Raw genomic sequence first — 16,412 nt, forward strand, 5'->3', positions numbered from 1 at the left:
TTAATCCACCCCGTTCGAGATTTGGTAAGGCTCTCCTTATATGCTGACGCCGCCGATCAAGCCCCCCACCGGGCCGCTGCGGCCTGCCCGACCTCCGCACGACAGGACTCACATGCGCACCACCTCCCGCGGTCTCATAGCGGCGCTCACTCTCACCCCTCTGCTGGCCGGCTGCTTCGCACCGAGCGACAGCGGCGACGGCACGGGGGCCGGAGCGAATTCGGGCGGTCGGCTGCGGGTCGCGCTCGCCGTGCCGCCGGTGCAGGCGCTGTCCCCGTACAGCAACGACGCCACCGTGCTGAGCAAGCTGTCCGTCGCCGAGGGCCTGACCGCCCTCGACCGCGACGGCACGGCCAAGCCCGCGCTGGCGAAGTCCTGGAAGCAGGACGACGACACCACCTGGACCTTCGAACTGCGCAAGGCCGAGTTCCAGGACGGCACCCGGCTCACCGCCCAGTCCGTGGTCAACGCCCTCGACCACGCCGGGCAGGCCAAGCCCAAGCCCCGCGTGCTGAGCGACGTGGCCCTCACCGCCAAGGCCGAGGACGCCGACACGGTCACCCTCACCACCAAGTCCCCCGACCCCGTGCTGCCGCTGCGGCTGGCCAGTCCCGCGCTGGCGATCCTGTCGGCGAAGGCGTACGGCAAGGACGGCGCCGTCAGCCCGGTCGGCACCGGCACCGGCCCGTTCGAGATCACCCGGCTCAGCGGCAAGACCAAGGCGAAACTCGACCGCTTCGACGGCTACTGGGGCGGCAAGGCGAAGGCGCCCGGCATCGACGTGAGCTGGATCGCGGACGGCACCGCCCGCGCCAACGCGCTGCGCGGCGGCGAGGCCGACATCGCCGAGTGGATCCCCACCGCCCAGGCGAAGCTGCTCGACAAGGACACCCGGCACGAGGTGCCCTCCGTGCGCACCGACAGCCTGATCCTCAACACCGGCAGCGGCCTGTTCACCGACGCCCGTCTGCGCGCGGCCGCCCGGAAGGCCGTCGACGGTTCCGCCCTGGTCGACTCCGTTTTCGGCGGGTACGCCGACCCCGCGCAGGGCCTGTTCGGTCCCGCAGTGCCGTGGGCCGCCGACAAGCGGGTGGCCGTGACCGGCCGCGCCGAGGCCGACACCGCCGCCCAGGTGAAGGCCGCGACCAAGGGCAGGACGCTGCGGCTGGCCACCTACACCAACCGGGCCGAGCTTCCCGAGGCCGCCACCGTGCTCCAGCAGCAGCTGGAGAAGGCCGGGTTCACCGTGAAGCAGGACGTGCGCGAGTACACGCAGATGGAGGGCGACCTCCTCGCCGGGAAGTACGACGCCCTCGTCTTCTCGCGGGTGACGCTCCTCGACACCGGTGACGCGGTCGACTACCTCGCCAGCGACTTCACCAGCGAGGGCGTCTACAACATCGCCGGGCTGAAGGACGGCGCGGTGGACAAGGCCATCCGGGCCGCCGCCGCGGAGCGCGACACGGAACGCCGCCAGGAGAAGATCATGCGGGCGGAGGCGGAGATCCTGCGCACCGACGCCGTCGTTCCGCTGGTCCACGAGCAGGCGGTGCAGGGCATCGCCACCGGTGTCGAGGGCGTGATCCTCGACCCGCGCGAGCGCTCTCTCGTCGACCTCGACACGCACATCGGGTAGCGCATGAGCATCGCCCACGCCCCCGCCGCCCGCCCGTCCCTCTGGCCGGCGGCGGCCGGCCGTCTGCTCGCCGGAGCCGCGCTGCTCGGCGCGGTGGCGCTGCTGCCGTGGCTGACCGGCGCGGATCCGGCCCGCACGGTGCTGCGGGCCCGCTCTGCCGACCAGAACCCGACAGCCGCGGAACTGGCCGCCGTACGGGAGCAATTGGGGCTGGACGAGGGGCCGCTCCCGCATCTCGCGCACTGGCTGGGCGGCCTGCCGCGCGGGGACGCGGGCGTCTCGTGGGTCTCCGGCGAACCGATCATGCCGCAGGTGGGGACCGCCCTGTCGGTCTCGCTGACGCTGATGCTGGGCGCGCTCGTGGTGACCGCCCTGGTGGCCGCGCTGGTGTGTGCCGGCACCGTGTTCCTCGGCTCCCGGCGCCGACTGCGGCAGGACCGGACGGGCACCACTGCCGCCGTGCTGGCCGCGCTGCCGAAGTTCCTGCTCGCCTCGCTGCTGGCCACCGTGTGCGGGGTCTGGTGGGGGTGGTTCCCGTCCAGCGGCTGGGAGGGGCCGCTGTCGATGGTGCTGCCCTCGCTCGCCCTCGGCATCCCGTCGGGCGCGATGCTCGGCGGGCTGCTCGACCAGGCGCTGCCCGCCGCCTTCCACGAACCGTGGGCGCGCACGGCGTACGCCGTCGGGCTCCCGCCCGGCAACATCGCCCGCAACGCGCTGCGCCGCGCCCTGCCCGGCATGCTGCCGCAGGTGCTGCCGACCGTCGTGGCCCTCGTCGGCGGCGCGGTAGCGGTGGAGAAGATCTTCAACATCCCCGGGCTCGGCCGGCTCGCCCTGGAGGCCGCCGTCGCGCAGGACCTTCCGGTGCTCCAGACCGCGACCCTGGCGCTGGTCCTGCTCGGCGTGGGCGCCGGCATCCTGATCCGGGCCCTGCGCCACGCGCTCCTCGGCCGCCCCCTGCGCGACGGCGCCCTGCCGGCCCTGCACCGGCCCCCGCTCATCCCGCCGCGCTCCCTGCGCTGGATCACCGCGGCCTGTTCGGTGGCCCTGCTCGCCCTTGTCACGGCGGGCCTCCTGCGCGACCCCTTGCAGGTCGACACGGCGGCGCGGCTGGTGTCCCCCTCCCTCGAACACCCCCTGGGCACGGACGCGCTGGGCCGGGATCTGCTGGCCCGGCTGGGCCACGGGGCGCTGCGCACGGCCGGTGTCGCCTTCGCCGTGACGGCGGTCAGCGCGGTCACCGGGCTCCTGCTGGGCATGGCACCGCGGGCGAGCGCCGGTCCGACGGAGGTCGTGTCGACCCTGCCCGCGGTCCTCTCCGGACTGCTGATCGCGGGCGTGACCGGGCCGACGGTGTGGGGCGCGGCGATCGCGGTCTGCGTGGTCGGCTGGAGCCCGTACGCCGCCCAGACCGCGGCGCTGCTCGAACAGGAACGCGCGAGCGGTCACATCGCCGCGTCCGTCGCGCTCGGCGCGGGACGGCTGCACCTGCTGCGCCACCACCTCCTCCCCGCCGTCCTGCCGGCCCTCCTCCGCAACGCCCTGCTGCGGCTGCCGACCACCGTCCTGGTCCTGGCCTCGCTCGGCTTCCTGGGCCTCGGCGAACAGCCGCCCACCCCCGAGTGGGGCCGGCTCCTGTCGGAGAACCAGCCGTACGCCGAACTCGCCCCCTGGACGGTGCTCGGTCCGGCCGCCGCGCTGGTGGTGCTCTCCGTGCTGGCGGTGACGGGCAGCGCGCTGGGACGCGAGAAGGGCGAGTAGCAGGCGCCCCGGCCCGTGGAGTCCACGGGCCGGGGCGCCTGCTACTCGCCCTTCAGACGGGGCGCGTCTCGTCGACCACGTAGCCCCGCCGCTTGTCGACGACGTTGCGCAGAGGGCGGCCTTCGATGTGCCGGGTGAGGTTGTCGAGGAACACCTCGACGAGCGCCTCCCGCTCGCTGGTGGTCTCGCCCGCCGTGTGCGGGGAGATCATCACGCCGGGCATGTCCCACAGCGGCGACCTGGCCGGCAGCGGCTCCTGGCCGAAGACGTCCAGGGCGGCGCCGGCGAGCCGGCCGGCGGCGAGGTGGTCGATGAGCGCCTCCTCGTCGACGAGTCCGCCCCGGCCGACGTTGATCAGCCGGGCCCCCGGCTTCATGGCCGCCAGCACGGAGGCGTCGACCATGCCCCGGGTGTCCTTGGTGAGGGGCGCGGCCAGGACGACGTAGTCCGCCTCCTTCAAGGCGGCGGGCAGGGTCGTCGAGCCGTGGACCGTGCCGAAGTCGGGGTCGTCCGCGCGGGCCTTGCGGCCGGCGCCGCAGACCCGCATCCCGACGGCACGCAGCAGCCGGGCGATGGCCCGGCCGATGGGGCCCGTGCCCCAGACCAGCACCGTGCGTCCGGTGATGCCGTCACTGGGCCGCGGACGCCACTCGCGACGCCGCTGGTGCTCCCAGGTGCCGGGGAAGTCCTTGGCGAGGGCGAGGATCAGACCGAGGACGTACTCGGCGGTCGGCTGGTCGTAGACGCCGCGGGCGTTGGTGAGAACGACGCCCGGATCCTCCACCAGGGCGGGGAAGAGGAGGGCGTCCACACCCGCGGACGAAGCGTGCACCCAGCGAGGTGCCTTCTCGGGGGTGTCGGGCCAGGCGTGGCGGATGGCCGGGGTGATGGTGACCCAGGCCAGGAGGGCGTCGGCACCGGGGAGGAGGTAGGGCAGCTCCTCCTCGGTGGCGTAGACGGTGTCCGCGAGGCGTTCGATGAGTCCGGTGGCGGGTGGCCGGTTGCCCCGGTGGAGGACGACGAGTCGGTCGGGCATGTCAGGCTCCGACGGGGACTGCGATGTACTTGTACTCCAGGAACTCCTCGATGCCGACGCGTCCGCCTTCGCGGCCCAGGCCGGACTGCTTGACGCCGCCGAAGGGGGCGGCGGGGTTGGAAACGAGTCCGGTGTTGAGGCCGATCATGCCGCTTTCGAGGCGTTCGCTGACGCGCAGGGCACGGTCGAGGTTCTGGGTGAACAGGTAGGCGGCGAGGCCGAATTCGGTGTCGTTGGCGGCGGCGACGGCCTCGTCCTCGTCGTCGAAGGTGAGGATGGCGGCGACCGGCCCGAAGACTTCGGTGTCGATGATGGCGGAGTCGGCGGAGACGCCGGTGAGCACGGTGGGCGGGTAGAAGCAGCCTGGCCCTTCGGGGAGTTCACCGCCGGTGAGGACGGTGGCTCCGCGCTTGACCGCGTCGCGGACGACGTCGTGGGCCTTGGCGCGGCCGGCGATGTCGATGAGGGGGCCGACGTCGATGCCGGGTTCGGTGCCGGGGCCGACCTTCAGGGCCGCCATGCGGGTGGCGAGGCGGGTGGCGAACTCCTCGGCGACGGAGGTGTGGACGTAGATGCGGTTGGCGGCGCAGCAGGACTCGCCCATGTTGCGCATCTTGGCGACCATGGTGCCTTCGACGGCCACGTCGAGGTCGGCGTCGTCGAAGACGATGAGGGGGGCGTTGCCGCCCAGCTCCATGGAGGTGCGTATGACGGTGTCGGCGCACTGGGCCAGCAGGATGCGGCCGACCTGGGTGGAGCCGGTGAAGGAGAGTTTGCGGATCTGGCCGCCGCGCAGCAGGGGTTCGACGACTCCGGCGGCGTCGGTGGTGGTGACGATGTTCAGCACGCCCTCGGGCAGGCCGGCTTCGGTGAGGATGCCGGCGAGGGCGAGGGAGGACAGCGGGGTCTGGGGGGCGGGCTTGAGGACCATGGTGCAGCCGGCGGCGATGGCTGGGCCGATCTTGCGCGTGCCCATGGCGAGCGGGAAGTTCCAGGGGGTGATGAGCAGGCAGGGGCCGACGGGCTGGCGGGTGACCAGGAGGCGGTTCTTGCCGTCCGGGGCGGTGGTCAGCCCGCCGTCGATGCGGACGGCTTCCTCGGAGAACCAGCGGAAGAACTCGGCGGCGTATGCGACTTCGGCACGCGCCTCGGTCAGGGGCTTGCCCATCTCCAGGGTCATCAGCAGCGCGAGGTCCTCAGTGCGCGCGATGATGATGTCGTAGGCGCGGCGCAGGATCTCGCTGCGCACCCGGGGCGGGGTGGCGGCCCAGGCCGCCTGCGCGGCGACCGCCGCCTCGGCGGCACGCCGGCCGTCGGCCGGGGAGGCGTCGGCGACCTGGCACAGTTCCTCGCCGGTGGCCGGGTTGTCGACGGACAGCGTCCGGCCGGACTCCGCGTCCTGCCAGCGACCGCCGATGTACAGCTGCTTGGGAACGTCGTGGACGACAGTCATCTTCGGATCTCCTTGTAAAAGTAGAGGTGCTGCCGACCGGTCAGCGAATGCGGTCCAGCGTCTTGTAGTAGGCGCCCGCGAAGGGCAGGAACCAGGCGGTGCCGTTGTAGAGGGGGATGCGGGGCGGGGCCAGGTCTCGCACCGGGCTGACCTCGGGGTGGCCGTCCATCACCTCGGCCATGACCTGCCCCATGTGCGTGGCCATCTGCACGCCGTGGCCCGCGTATCCCATGGAGTAGTACACGCCGTCCTCGGTCTGCCCGGCGTGCACGATGCGGTCCATCGCGAAGCCGACGGAGCCGCCCCACACGTACTCGACCTTCGTCCGGGCGAGTTGGGGGAAGATCGCGCACATCTCACGGAACAGGACGGCCCCGCTCTTCTTGTCCGAGGTGGGGTCGGACGGTGCGAAGCGGGCGCGGCCGCCGAACAGCAGCCGGTTGTCGGGGGTGAGCCGGAAGTAGTGGCAGACCTGGTTGGAGTCGACGATGAGGCGGGCCTTCGGGATGATGTCCCGGGCGAGCTCCTCGCCGAGCGGCTCGGTCACGATGATGAAGCTGCCCAGACAGACCTGCTGGCGGCGCAGCCACGGGAAGTTCTTGTCGGTGTAGGCGTCGGTGGCCATCATTACCTGCCCGGCGCGGATCACACCGCGCTCGGTGCTGACCTCGTAACGGCCGGTGGCGGTACGCCGCACGCCGATGGCCGCGTTGCGCTCGTGGATCTCGACACCGGTGCGCTCGCACGCCTCGGCCATGCCGCGGACGAAGCGGCCGACGTGCAGGGCGGCGCTGAACGGGTCTAGCAGGCCGCCGTGGTAGGCGTCGGATCCGATCTCGGAACGCAGCTCGGCCTTGCCGATCAGAGTGGTCTCGTGGCCGAAGTACTTGGCCAGGTCGCGCTGTTGGGCCTTCTTGCTCTCGAAGTGCGCGGGGCGGGACGCGACGCCCAGGCGTCCGACGCGGCTGAACTGACAGTCGATGGACTCCTCGTTCACGAGCCGCTCGACGGTGTCCACGGCCTCGCCGTAGGAGTTGTAGATCTCGCGGGCCCGCTCGAGTCCGTAGCGGCGGATGGCCTGGTTGACGCCGATCGTGAAGCCCAGGTTCGCCATGCCGCCGTTGCGCGCGGAGGCCCCGGAACCGATCTGGCCCTTCTCGACGAGGGTGACACGGGCGCCCTTGCGGGCGGAGTGCAGGGCGGTGGACAGACCCGTCAGGCCGGCGCCGACGACCACCAGGTCGGTGTCCTCGGTCAGTGGCTTGCCGGACCGGTCGGGGAACGCCCCGGCGGTTTCTATCCAGTACGGGATGGTCTTCATTTCGGCTCTCCTGCGGGGACGTTTTCGGGGCTCAGGTGAGGGGTTCGACGGGCAGCACGCCCTGCTGCCCGTGCCGGTGGCCGCCGAGTTTTCGCACGAGGGCGACCAGGGCGAGGGCGAGGATGGCGAGCGCGATGAGGACGGCGCTGACGGCGGTGACGGTCGGGTCGACGTCGAACTGGAGGGCGTTGAAGACCAGGACCGGCAGCGTTCGCGTGTCCGGCGTCGACATGAACTGGGCGATGAAGAACTCGTCGAAGCTGGTGATGAACGAGAACACGGCGGCGGCGATGAGGCCGGGTGTGGCCAGGGGGAAGGTGATGCGCCGGGCGATGGTCATCCGGCTGGCGCCCATGCTGGCCGCCGCGTCCTCCAGCCGTTCGTCGATCCCGCGCAGGGTCGAGATCATGATGAGGACGGCGATGGGTGCGGCCAGCACGGTGTGCCCGAGGGCGATGGCCAGGGGGCTGCCGAGCATGCCGGCCGGTTCGAAGAACAGGAACAGGCCGAGCGCGATGACCACTTGGGGGATGAGCAGCGGGGCGAGGACCAGGCCGTAGACCGCCGCGTGGAGCGGGAGCCGGCCGCGGGCCAGGGCGGTGGCTGCGGTGACTCCCAGGACGAGGGAGAACACCGTGGTCAGCGCGGCGATCAGGCTGCTGAGCGCGATGGAGGCGGCCCAGTTTCCGCCGGGCGCGGCCATCTGCTCGTACCAGCGGGTGCTGTACTCCTTCGGCGGGAAGGTGCCGACGCCGTCGGCGCCGAACGAGGTGACCAGGATGATGACGATGGGCATCGCCAGGAAGAGCAGGATCGCGGTGGCACTGACGGCGCGGGCGATGTGTCCGGCTCGGGTGGCGGGCAGTTCCATCATGAGCTGCTCCTTCGTGCGTGCGCCTTGGTGCGGCGGAGCTTGGCCAGGCCGAGCACACCCAGGCCGGCGAAGGTGAGCAACAGCAGGATGACGCCGAAGGCGGCGGCGGAGTTCCACTGGTCCTGCTTCATCACCTGCTGGTCGATCAGCGCCGCCACCACGGTCTGCTTGTCGCCGCCCATCAGGGCCGGGGTGATGTAGTAGCCCAGGCAGAGGATGAAGCTGAGCAGGCCGGCCGTGCCGATGCCGGGTGCGACCAGCGGCAGGTAGACGCGGCGGAAGATGGTCAGGCGCCCCGCGCCGAACCCGGCGGCCGCGGCCAGCAGCCGGCGGTCGACGCCGCGCATCACGCCCTGGAGGATCAACACCGTGTAGGGGAGCATCACCGAGGTGGTGCCGATGACCACACCGGTCTCGTTGTAGAGCAGCGAGTACGGCGCGCCGGGGGCGTCCAGGGACGTCAGCAGCGTGTTGATGAGGCCGTGTTCACCGAGCATGATGATCCAGCCGTAGGTGCGCACCAGGGCACTGATGAAGTGCGGCACGACCACGATCAGCATCGCCAGTGCTGCGAACACGGGCCGCATCCGGGCGATGGCGTGGGCCAGGCCGAAGCCCACCAGCACACTGAGCACCGCGGTTTCCGCGGAGATCCGCAGCGTGGAGATCAGCACGGACAGGTTCACGCCGCTGAGGGCGTCGGTGTACCAGTGGAGGGTGAAGCCGCCGCTGTCGCCTTCGAGGCTGAGGGAGAGGACGCCGACGATCGGGTAGACGAACAGGACGAGGAGGAACAGCGTCACCGGGACGGCGTTGACCAGGGCGATGCGGGAGCGGTGCCCGCGCATCGCGGATGTTTTCACACGCACCTTGCCGGGTGCGAGAGCGGCGCCGGCCACGACTCACCCCCCGTCCGTGGCGTCGAAGACACTGACGTCGGCGCGGTCGGCGGTCACACAGACCCGCTCCCCGGGGCGCGGCGGGGTGAGGGCGGTCTCGATGCGCAGCGGCGGTGTGCCGGGGTCGGCTCCGTCCAGGCGGACCGAGAGGCGGGTCAGTGAACCGACGTATACGGCCGTTTCGACCGTGCCGGTACAACAGCTGTCCTCGGCGCCGACCATGCGGAGCTTGCCCGGCCGGACCGCTGCCCGGACCCGCTGCCCGGGCACACAGGGGTGCTCTCGGGCCGTGAGCACGCCGCCGGTGTCCAGCCGCACCCGGGTGCATCCGTCCGCGGCCGGCTCCTCCACCTTGCCGGTGAGGAAGTTGGCGGCGCCGAGGAAGTCGGCCACGAACGGGGTGTGCGGGCGTTCGAACAGGCCGCGAGGCGTGTCGAACTGCTCGATCCGGCCGTCCTTCATGATGGCGATGCGGTCGGACAGGACCAGGGCTTCCTCCTGGTCGTGCGTCACGTACACGACGGTCAGGCCCAGTTCACGCTGAATGGACTTGATCTCGGTCTGCATCTGGTCGCGCAGCTTCTTGTCCAGGGCGCCCAGCGGTTCGTCCATCAGCACGACCGGCGGGCGGTAGACCAGCACCCGGCACAGGGCCACGCGTTGCTGCTGGCCGCCGGAGAGTTCGCGGGGCTTGCGGCCGGCGAACTTCGACAGGCCCGCCGCCTCCAGGGTCTCGCCCACGCGGCGGCGGATCTCCGCCTTGGGTACTCCGCGCAACTGGAGGGGGAAGGCGACGTTCTCCGCGACCGTCATGTGCGGGAAGAGCAGGTACTGCTGGAAGACGAAACCGAAGTCGCGTTTTCCGGGGTTGAGTTTGGTGATGTCCCGGCCGTCGACGGCGATGCTGCCGGAGTCGGGCTCGGTGAACCCGGCGAGCATCATCAGCGTGGTGGTCTTCCCGGAACCGGAGGAGCCGAGGAAGGTGATGAACTCACCGGCCGCGATCTCCATGTCGACACCGTCGACCACCGTCGTCCCGCTGTAGGACTTGCTCAGGCCCGTCACGGACAACGACTTACCGGTCAGAGCGTTGGGCCCCGGGGCCAGGGCCGAGGCGAGAAGCCCGGTCTGCTCAGGCATCGGCCCACTCCTGCCAGCGCTTGGTGACCGCCTCCAGGTTCTCGTCCCACCAGGTCACATCGGTGTCGAACCCGGTCTTCAGGTTCTGGGGCGAGGTCGGCAGCGTGGCCAGGACATCGTCCGAGAGCAGCTTGGTGGCGGCGGGGACGACCGGGCCCTGCGGGAAGAGCTTGGCGAACGCCGCCTGCACCTCGGGACGCAGGGAGAAGTCGATCAGCTTGTAGGCCGCCTCCGTGTTGTCCGCGCCCTTCGGGATGCCCCAGCCGTTGGTGAGCCGCCGGGCTCCGTTCCACTGGTAGGCGACCGGCATGCCCTGCTTGATCAGTTCGTCCGCGCGGCCGCTCCACAGGCTGGTCATGACGACCTCCTTGCGGCCCAGCAGCACCGCCGGAAGGGCGCCGGTGTTCCAGAACTTCTTCACCTCGCCGCGGATCCGCGACATCGAGGCGAACGCCCGGTCCAGGTCGAGCGGGTACAGCTTGTCCAGCGGCACCCCGTCGGCCAGCAGCGCGAACTCCAGCTCCGGGTAGTCCGCTTCAGCGCTCTGAAGGGAGCGCGGACCGGCGAAGGAGTGGGTGTTCCAGAAGTCGGCCCAGCCCTTCGGGGCGCGCTTGAGACTGTCCGTGCGGTAGGCCATCAGGCTCGCCCAGACGTTCTTGCCGACCGCGTGCTCCGGCAGCTGGTGCTCCGCGATCCCCGCGCCCTTGACACTCCTCAGCCGGTCGTAGTCCACCGCCTCCAGACAGTCCAGGCGGGCCATCTTCTGGAAGATCAGCAGGGTGTTGTCCATCAGGTCGACCTGCGGCCGACCCTGTCTGACCTGGGCGATGATCTGTGCGGACTGGTAGTTGACCGTGGTGACCGTGATGCCGGTCTCCTTGGCGAACGGCTCGTAGATCGCCTTGGTGAGAGCGTCGTTGTAGGCGCCACCGCTGTTGCTGACGACGATCCGCTTCTTGCCGCCACCGCTCGTCGAGCCGCGGCTTTCGCCACTGCCCATGAGGGTGCCGCATCCGGTCACTGCCGAGGCGGCGGCCAGAGCGCCTGCGGTGCGGAGTACGGTTCTGCGTCCTATCCGGTTGCCTTCCATGGCAAAGCTCCTGGAGATCGCTGGGGATACGGGGAATCCGTGGTGCGGGGACCTGCGGGTCCCGTACAGAGGGATCGGGATACGAGTTCAGATGCCGAGCATGCGGTTGAGATCGTCCAGGGACTTCACCGGCAGGTAGTCGTAGCCGTGGGTCACGGGGTCGTATCCGCGGTCCAGCAGGATCAGGTTGCGGAAGCCCATGTCGTGCATCGGCATCAGGTCGTAGCGGGTGTGCGAGGAGACGTGCACGAAGTCCTCGGGGGACGCGTCGAGCTGGTCGAGCATGTACTCGAACGCGGCGTAGCGGGGCTTGTAGAAGCCGGCCTGTTCGGCGGTGTAGACCGCGTGGAAGTCCGCCCCGAGCCGGGGCACGCTCTCCTCCAGGAAGGAGTCTCCCGCGTTGGACAGGATCACCAGCTTGTAGTTCTCGCCCATCTTCTTCAGCGGCTCGGGCACGTCCGCGTGCGGGCCCCAGCTGCGCACGCCGTCGGCGAACCGCTTGCCCGCGTCCGGGGCCGCCTTCAGGCCCCACTTGCGGCAGACCCGCTCGAAGGAGTCCTGCAGCACCTGCTCGTAGGCGTAGTACTCGCCACGGACCTGGTCGTAGCGGTAGCCGCGGAACTCGCGAACGAACTGGTCCCACTGCTCGGCGGGGACCTGGTCGCCGACGAGTTCCCGCGTGATGGGGGTGATCGGGAACTCGATCAACGTGCCGTAACAGTCGAACGAGACGTACTGCGGCCGGAACGAGGGTTCAGTCATGGAAGTGCTCTCTTATCTCCAGGGAACTGAATACGTTTCAGTTCCGCCTTTTTCAGATTTTTTCGGGCACGACTGGGACGGGCGTGCCGAAGAGAGGGGAGGTTGCCGTGGATCAGACGGTGCCGACTCCGGCCGGTGCGAGGAAGCCGACGGGATGGTCCGTGGTGCCGTCGAGCGCCAGGTCGGCGGCGATCTCGCCCATGGCGGGCGACAGTTTGAAGCCGCTGCCGGAGAATCCGGCCATGACGATGATGTCGTCCTCGCCGGGGAGATGACCCACGAGCGGGTTTCCGGACGCGGTGTAGCCCTCCATGTAGACCGACAGCCTGATGGGGTCGGGGTTCAGGTCGGGCATCAGCTCGCCGATGAGCTCGCGGAAGGTGGCGAGTTCCTCCGGGCAAACCGTGCGGTCGAGCCGTTCGGGGTCGGGTACCGGCAGATAACGGGCGAGGGACAGGCCCAGCTTGACGGAGATGCCGTCGGGCGACGGGAGCCCGTAGCAGTCATGGGGTGTGCTGCGCACGAAGGCGGGGGCGCCGCCCGCGAACCAGTCGTGGCGGGTGGGGAGGTGCCAGGAGCTGATCAGCCGGCGGATGTCCACGGTCCGGGGGAGGTCCGGGAGCAGGGTGTTGATCCAGGGGCCCACGGTCACCACCGCGGTGTCCACGTGGTCCGTGCCGTGGTCGGTGACGATGTGCACCCCGCCGCCCGCCGCGGGGGTGATCTCCCGCACCGGGGTGTAGCGGTGCAGCCGGGCGCCGAGCTGCTCGGCGCGGGCGGCGGCGGCCTGGACCGACGACTCGGGCCTGATGATGGCGCCCATCCGGTCGAGGACGGCGGTGTGCCCGTCCGGGAGGCGGTGCTGCGGGTAGCGGCGGGCGAGCTCCTCCCGGTCCAGTACCTCGTGGTCCAGCCGGTGGGTGGAGCTGGCGGAGAGGAGGAGACGCATCGACGGCGAGGCGGTCTCGCCCATCACCAGGCATCCGCTGCGGCGTCGCAGCGAGAAGCCCGTTTCGCGCTGGAGCCGGTCCCACATCCGGTCGGCGAGCCGCAGCAGCGGAATGTACCCGGGGTCACCGAGGTGCACGGCTCGGAAGATGCGGGTCTCGCCCCCGGCCGCGCCCCGGTCGTGACCCGGCGCGTACCGGTCGTAGCCGATGACCTCGGCTCCGCGGGCGGCAAGGCGCCACATGACCTGGCTGCCCATGCTGCCGGCACCGATCACGGCGACGCGCTTCGGGATGCGCATGAGGTCGTTCCTTTCGCCGGGTGCGGCCTGGGTGTCAGTAGTGCCCCAACACGGTGCGGACACCGTGCGGACCCTTCCGATTCGGTCCCTCTGGGGATGGCGTTCACTCTCGACCCCGGCGAACACGCAGGTCAACCCACACTCTGTTCCGCCTTGACGTCTCATCGAGACGATCTGTCACGGCGAGCGGGACGACCACGGAAAGTAACACTCCCCCTCTTGTCACGGTGACGTCCCGGTGCAAAGGTGACCCCCGACCCCTAGGACGAAAGCACTCCCTATGCCGCCCAGACGTCCCGCAACCGGGCACTTCCCGACCATCACGGAGGTTCTGCGCCTCCCCGTGCTGGCCGAGGGGATGCCGCGCGTTCTGGCCGGTGAGTCGCAGCTCGACCGTGCGGTGCGCTGGGTGCACGTCACCGAACTGCTCAACCCCGCCGATTTCCTGGAGGGCGGCGAGCTGGTCCTGACGACCGGCATGCCCTATCCCGAGGACCCCTCCGAGCTGCGCGGCTACGTCGACCAGCTCGCCGATGTCGGCGCGGCCGGCCTGATCGTGGAGCTCGGTTACCGGTACCGGAAGGTGCCCGACGAGCTGGTGGCGGCCTGCCGTACCCGTGAGGTGCCGCTGGTGGAACTGGCCCGCGGCGTCCGGTTCATCGACGTCACGCAGACGGTGCACGCGCTCATCCTCGACGCCCAGGGGGCGTTGCTGCGCCGCGGGAGGGACATCCAGGACATCTTCACCGCCCTGACGCTGCGGGGCGCGGACCCCGAGGAGCTGGTGCACACCACCGCTGAGCTCACCGGGGCCCCCGTGGTGCTCGAGGACCTCACCCACCGGGTCCTGATGTGCGAGCTGCTCGGCCGGCCGTACGAACCGGTGGTGTCGGCCTGGTCCCGGCGTTCCCGGGCCGCGCCGACCCTGGAGAAGATCGCGCCGAGCGGCCCGGAGGGCTGGCTGATCGCGCCCGTGCAGGATCACCACGGGCCGTGGGGGCGGCTGGTCCTGCTGGAGGGCCGGCTGAACGCGGAGCCCGACCCGGAACACGTCCTGGTCCTGGAGCACGCGGCGGTCGCCCTGAGCATGGCGCGTCTGGCCGGGCCGGCCTGGTGGGAGCGCCGGGCCCACCGCTCCGTGCTGCGGGACCTGTACGAACGGCGGTTCCGCTCCCCCGCGGACGCCCGCGCCCGCGCCGAGGCACTGGGGCTGCCGACCCTCGGGCACCGCCTCTTCGCCGTGGTCATCCGCCACACACACACCGGCACCGGCGAGCACCTCGACGAACGGATCGCGAAGGCGATGGCGCAGAGCGGCATCCGTGCCCTGGTCGGCGAGACGGCCCCGGGCCGGATCGGCGTACTCCTCGCCCTGGCGCAGGCCAGCGCCTGGCAGCCGGTCGCGGAGCGGATCGGCCGTCTCTGCCACGAGGAGCTCGGCCCTGACGCAGTCGTCGCCGTCGGCCCCGGCGTGACCGACCTCTCCGGGATCGCCCGGTCGTGGCAGGAGGCCGAGCAGACGGCCGAGGCCATCACGTCGGCCTCGCCCGACCGCTGGTTCTACGTCCCCGCCGACGTCCAGTTGCCGGAACTCCTGGGCGTGCTGCGGGACGACATCCGCCTCCAGCGGTACGCGGAACGGCAGCTCACCCGTCTCATCGAGCACGACGACCGCAACGGCGGCGACCTGCTCCCGGCCCTGCGCGCCTATCTGACGGCGGCCGGGAACAAGTCGGTCGCGGCGAAGCGGGCCGGCATGTCCCGGCAGGCGTACTACCAACGCCTCCACACCATCGAGCGGCTCCTCGGCTGCGACCTGGAATCGGGCATTCAGTGCACGTCCCTGCACGTCGCGGTGCTGGTGCTGGACGCACGGGGAGCGGCAACGCCCGGCACGTGACGAGGCCAGGGGTCGCGCGCTCAGTGGCCGGCGACGACACCGGACAGTTCGTTGGTGCTCTTCGGCAAGGTCACGGAGGTGACCTTCTTGCCCGTTTCGATGTCGATGGCGTGCAGCTTGCGCTTGCCCGGCTCGGAGACGTACGCGGTGTGGTCGCGGACGAAGAGAGTGGGCCGGGGCTGCTGCCAGTCCAGCGGTTCCTGCCACTCGTCCACGACGGGGATCTTCTTCTCCACCTTGCCCGTTTCCGGGTCGATGACGTGGAGGCTGCCGTTCGTGCCCAGGAGGAGTGCCTCGCCCTGGGGTCCGCGGCCGAGCGAACGGAAGGAGTAGCTGGTGCCCAGGTCGACCAGTCGCAGTTTCGCGGTCTCGGTGTTGATGAGGGAGATGCGGGTCGGCCGCTCCAGTTCGGCCTCCGGGTCGGTCTTGTAGTCGCCCAGGAGGATGGGCGACACGTCGCTGCCGCTCTGGTTGCCGATGCGGCCGTAGTCGTCGGGGGCGTCGACCTTGGTGAACTTGCCCTCCTTGTAGATCAGGATGCCGTCCTCGCAGCCGACGGCGACGGCCTCGCCCCTGGCCGCGGCCTCCCCGTGGACGCCGGGGCAGTTGTCGTTGCGCTTGATCTCCTTGTTGTTCTTGTCCAGGACGAGGGCGCCGGTGCGCTTCTCCTCGGCGCCCAGGGTGCTGAGGAGCTCGCCGTTGCCGAGTTCGATGGCGACGCCGTGGTGCGGCTCGGCCGAGGTGTAGCTGCGGCCTTGCGGCTTCTTGCCGCCCGCGAGGTCGTCGGGGTCGAAGACTTCGACCTTTCCGGTGCCATCGGTGAACAGGACCGTCTTGCCGGCGTGCCGTACGACGTGGCCGGGCTTGGCGCCCTTGTACTCGACGCCGGTGAAGGCCTGTTCGGCGGCGTTCAGGACGCGGAAACCGGAGTCGGTGGAGACGATGACGTGGTCGTCGTCGCCGGCGGGGTTGACGCGGTTGAAGCCGGGCAGCTCGATCGTGTCGGCCAGCTTCAGGCTCTCGCCGTCCAGGACGTACAGGCCGCCGTCGAACGTGGCGACCAGCGGGTCCTTGACCGCAACGGCCTCGGTGCCCGGGGCGTTCTTGGCCTTCGTGTCGGTGGAGGAGCTGTTCTCTCCTCCGCAGGCGGTCAGGACGGCGGAGGCTGCCAGGGCGAGGGCGGTGCCCGTGAAGGCTCTGTTGGGTGTCGACGTGTTCACCGGGGTGTTCCTTTCTGGCCGCGCGGGCGCGGCGTCGGATGTGGGTGCTGCTGGACGGCCGGTCGGCCGGGGCC

General features: G+C 70.7%; 13 protein-coding genes. 3 read left to right on the forward strand and 10 right to left on the reverse strand.

Annotation, left to right across the window (positions count from 1 at the left end):
• The first annotated feature begins 112 nt into the window (after positions 1-112).
• Together V8690_RS01720 and V8690_RS01725 are read left to right on the forward strand one after the other, a co-directional pair.
• A complete protein-coding gene (locus V8690_RS01720) occupies positions 113-1,636 on the forward strand; it encodes an ABC transporter substrate-binding protein (RefSeq protein WP_338775523.1) in 1,524 nt (507 codons plus the stop codon).
• Between the two features lie 3 nt (positions 1,637-1,639).
• Entirely contained in the window at positions 1,640-3,394 is a 1,755-nt protein-coding gene (locus tag V8690_RS01725; RefSeq protein ID WP_338775524.1) for an ABC transporter permease subunit, read from the forward strand.
• 52 nt (positions 3,395-3,446) lie between these two features.
• Here V8690_RS01725 and V8690_RS01730 read toward each other — a convergent pair whose 3' ends face one another.
• From V8690_RS01730 to solA, 9 genes are all read right to left on the reverse strand, one after another.
• Positions 3,447-4,430, reverse strand: coding sequence for a D-2-hydroxyacid dehydrogenase (locus tag V8690_RS01730; protein WP_338775526.1), 984 nt, complete (start codon positions 4,428-4,430; stop codon positions 3,447-3,449).
• A gap of 1 nt (position 4,431) precedes the next feature.
• Positions 4,432-5,883: an NAD-dependent succinate-semialdehyde dehydrogenase gene (locus V8690_RS01735; protein WP_338775527.1), complete on the reverse strand. Its 1,452-nt coding sequence runs from the start codon at positions 5,881-5,883 to the stop codon at positions 4,432-4,434.
• 40 nt (positions 5,884-5,923) lie between these two features.
• A complete protein-coding gene (locus V8690_RS01740) occupies positions 5,924-7,204 on the reverse strand; it encodes an FAD-binding oxidoreductase (protein ID WP_338775529.1) in 1,281 nt (426 codons plus the stop codon).
• A 31-nt stretch (positions 7,205-7,235) separates the two neighbouring features.
• A complete protein-coding gene (locus V8690_RS01745) occupies positions 7,236-8,078 on the reverse strand; it encodes an ABC transporter permease (protein ID WP_338775530.1) in 843 nt (280 codons plus the stop codon).
• Entirely contained in the window at positions 8,075-8,941 is an 867-nt protein-coding gene (locus V8690_RS01750) for an ABC transporter permease (RefSeq protein ID WP_338775531.1), read from the reverse strand. Before V8690_RS01750 ends, V8690_RS01745 begins: the two co-directional genes overlap by 4 nt.
• A 39-nt stretch (positions 8,942-8,980) precedes the next feature.
• The gene (locus tag V8690_RS01755; RefSeq protein ID WP_338775532.1) at positions 8,981-10,117 is read right to left on the reverse strand and encodes an ABC transporter ATP-binding protein; all 1,137 of its coding nucleotides are present in this window, start codon (positions 10,115-10,117) and stop codon (positions 8,981-8,983) included.
• The gene (locus V8690_RS01760) at positions 10,110-11,207 is read right to left on the reverse strand and encodes an ABC transporter substrate-binding protein (RefSeq protein ID WP_338775533.1); all 1,098 of its coding nucleotides are present in this window, start codon (positions 11,205-11,207) and stop codon (positions 10,110-10,112) included. Before V8690_RS01760 ends, V8690_RS01755 begins: the two co-directional genes overlap by 8 nt.
• 87 nt (positions 11,208-11,294) lie before the next feature.
• On the reverse strand, positions 11,295-11,969 hold the full coding sequence (locus tag V8690_RS01765; RefSeq protein ID WP_338775534.1) for a haloacid dehalogenase type II: 675 nt from the start codon (positions 11,967-11,969) through the stop codon (positions 11,295-11,297).
• 112 nt (positions 11,970-12,081) lie between these two features.
• The gene (solA, locus tag V8690_RS01770; RefSeq protein ID WP_338775535.1) at positions 12,082-13,218 is read right to left on the reverse strand and encodes an N-methyl-L-tryptophan oxidase; all 1,137 of its coding nucleotides are present in this window, start codon (positions 13,216-13,218) and stop codon (positions 12,082-12,084) included.
• A gap of 280 nt (positions 13,219-13,498) precedes the next feature.
• Here solA and V8690_RS01775 point away from each other — a divergent pair, with 280 nt between their 5' ends.
• Positions 13,499-15,118 (forward strand): PucR family transcriptional regulator ligand-binding domain-containing protein, encoded by a 1,620-nt coding sequence (locus V8690_RS01775; RefSeq protein WP_338775536.1) that lies wholly within the window; start codon positions 13,499-13,501, stop codon positions 15,116-15,118.
• A 20-nt stretch (positions 15,119-15,138) separates the two neighbouring features.
• Here the strand turns inward: V8690_RS01775 and aztD are convergent, their stop codons facing one another.
• Entirely contained in the window at positions 15,139-16,338 is a 1,200-nt protein-coding gene (aztD, locus tag V8690_RS01780; protein ID WP_338775537.1) for a zinc metallochaperone AztD, read from the reverse strand.
• Positions 16,339-16,412 lie beyond the last annotated feature (74 nt).

The organism is Streptomyces sp. DG1A-41, assembly GCF_037055355.1.
GTDB lineage: Bacteria > Actinomycetota > Actinomycetes > Streptomycetales > Streptomycetaceae > Streptomyces.

Excerpts from the sequence above, each read along its gene's own strand:
- V8690_RS01720 (WP_338775523.1), top strand. The coding sequence starts at position 113 with ATGCGCACCACCTCCCGCGGTCTCATAGCGGCGCTCACTCTCACCCCT.
- V8690_RS01725 (WP_338775524.1), top strand. The coding sequence starts at position 1,640 with ATGAGCATCGCCCACGCCCCCGCCGCCCGCCCGTCCCTCTGGCCGGCG.
- V8690_RS01730 (WP_338775526.1), bottom strand. The coding sequence starts at position 4,430 with ATGCCCGACCGACTCGTCGTCCTCCACCGGGGCAACCGGCCACCCGCC.
- V8690_RS01735 (WP_338775527.1), bottom strand. The coding sequence starts at position 5,883 with ATGACTGTCGTCCACGACGTTCCCAAGCAGCTGTACATCGGCGGTCGC.
- V8690_RS01740 (WP_338775529.1), bottom strand. The coding sequence starts at position 7,204 with ATGAAGACCATCCCGTACTGGATAGAAACCGCCGGGGCGTTCCCCGAC.
- V8690_RS01745 (WP_338775530.1), bottom strand. The coding sequence starts at position 8,078 with ATGATGGAACTGCCCGCCACCCGAGCCGGACACATCGCCCGCGCCGTC.
- V8690_RS01755 (WP_338775532.1), bottom strand. The coding sequence starts at position 10,117 with ATGCCTGAGCAGACCGGGCTTCTCGCCTCGGCCCTGGCCCCGGGGCCC.
- V8690_RS01760 (WP_338775533.1), bottom strand. The coding sequence starts at position 11,207 with ATGGAAGGCAACCGGATAGGACGCAGAACCGTACTCCGCACCGCAGGC.
- V8690_RS01765 (WP_338775534.1), bottom strand. The coding sequence starts at position 11,969 with ATGACTGAACCCTCGTTCCGGCCGCAGTACGTCTCGTTCGACTGTTAC.
- solA (WP_338775535.1), bottom strand. The coding sequence starts at position 13,218 with ATGCGCATCCCGAAGCGCGTCGCCGTGATCGGTGCCGGCAGCATGGGC.
- V8690_RS01775 (WP_338775536.1), top strand. The coding sequence starts at position 13,499 with ATGCCGCCCAGACGTCCCGCAACCGGGCACTTCCCGACCATCACGGAG.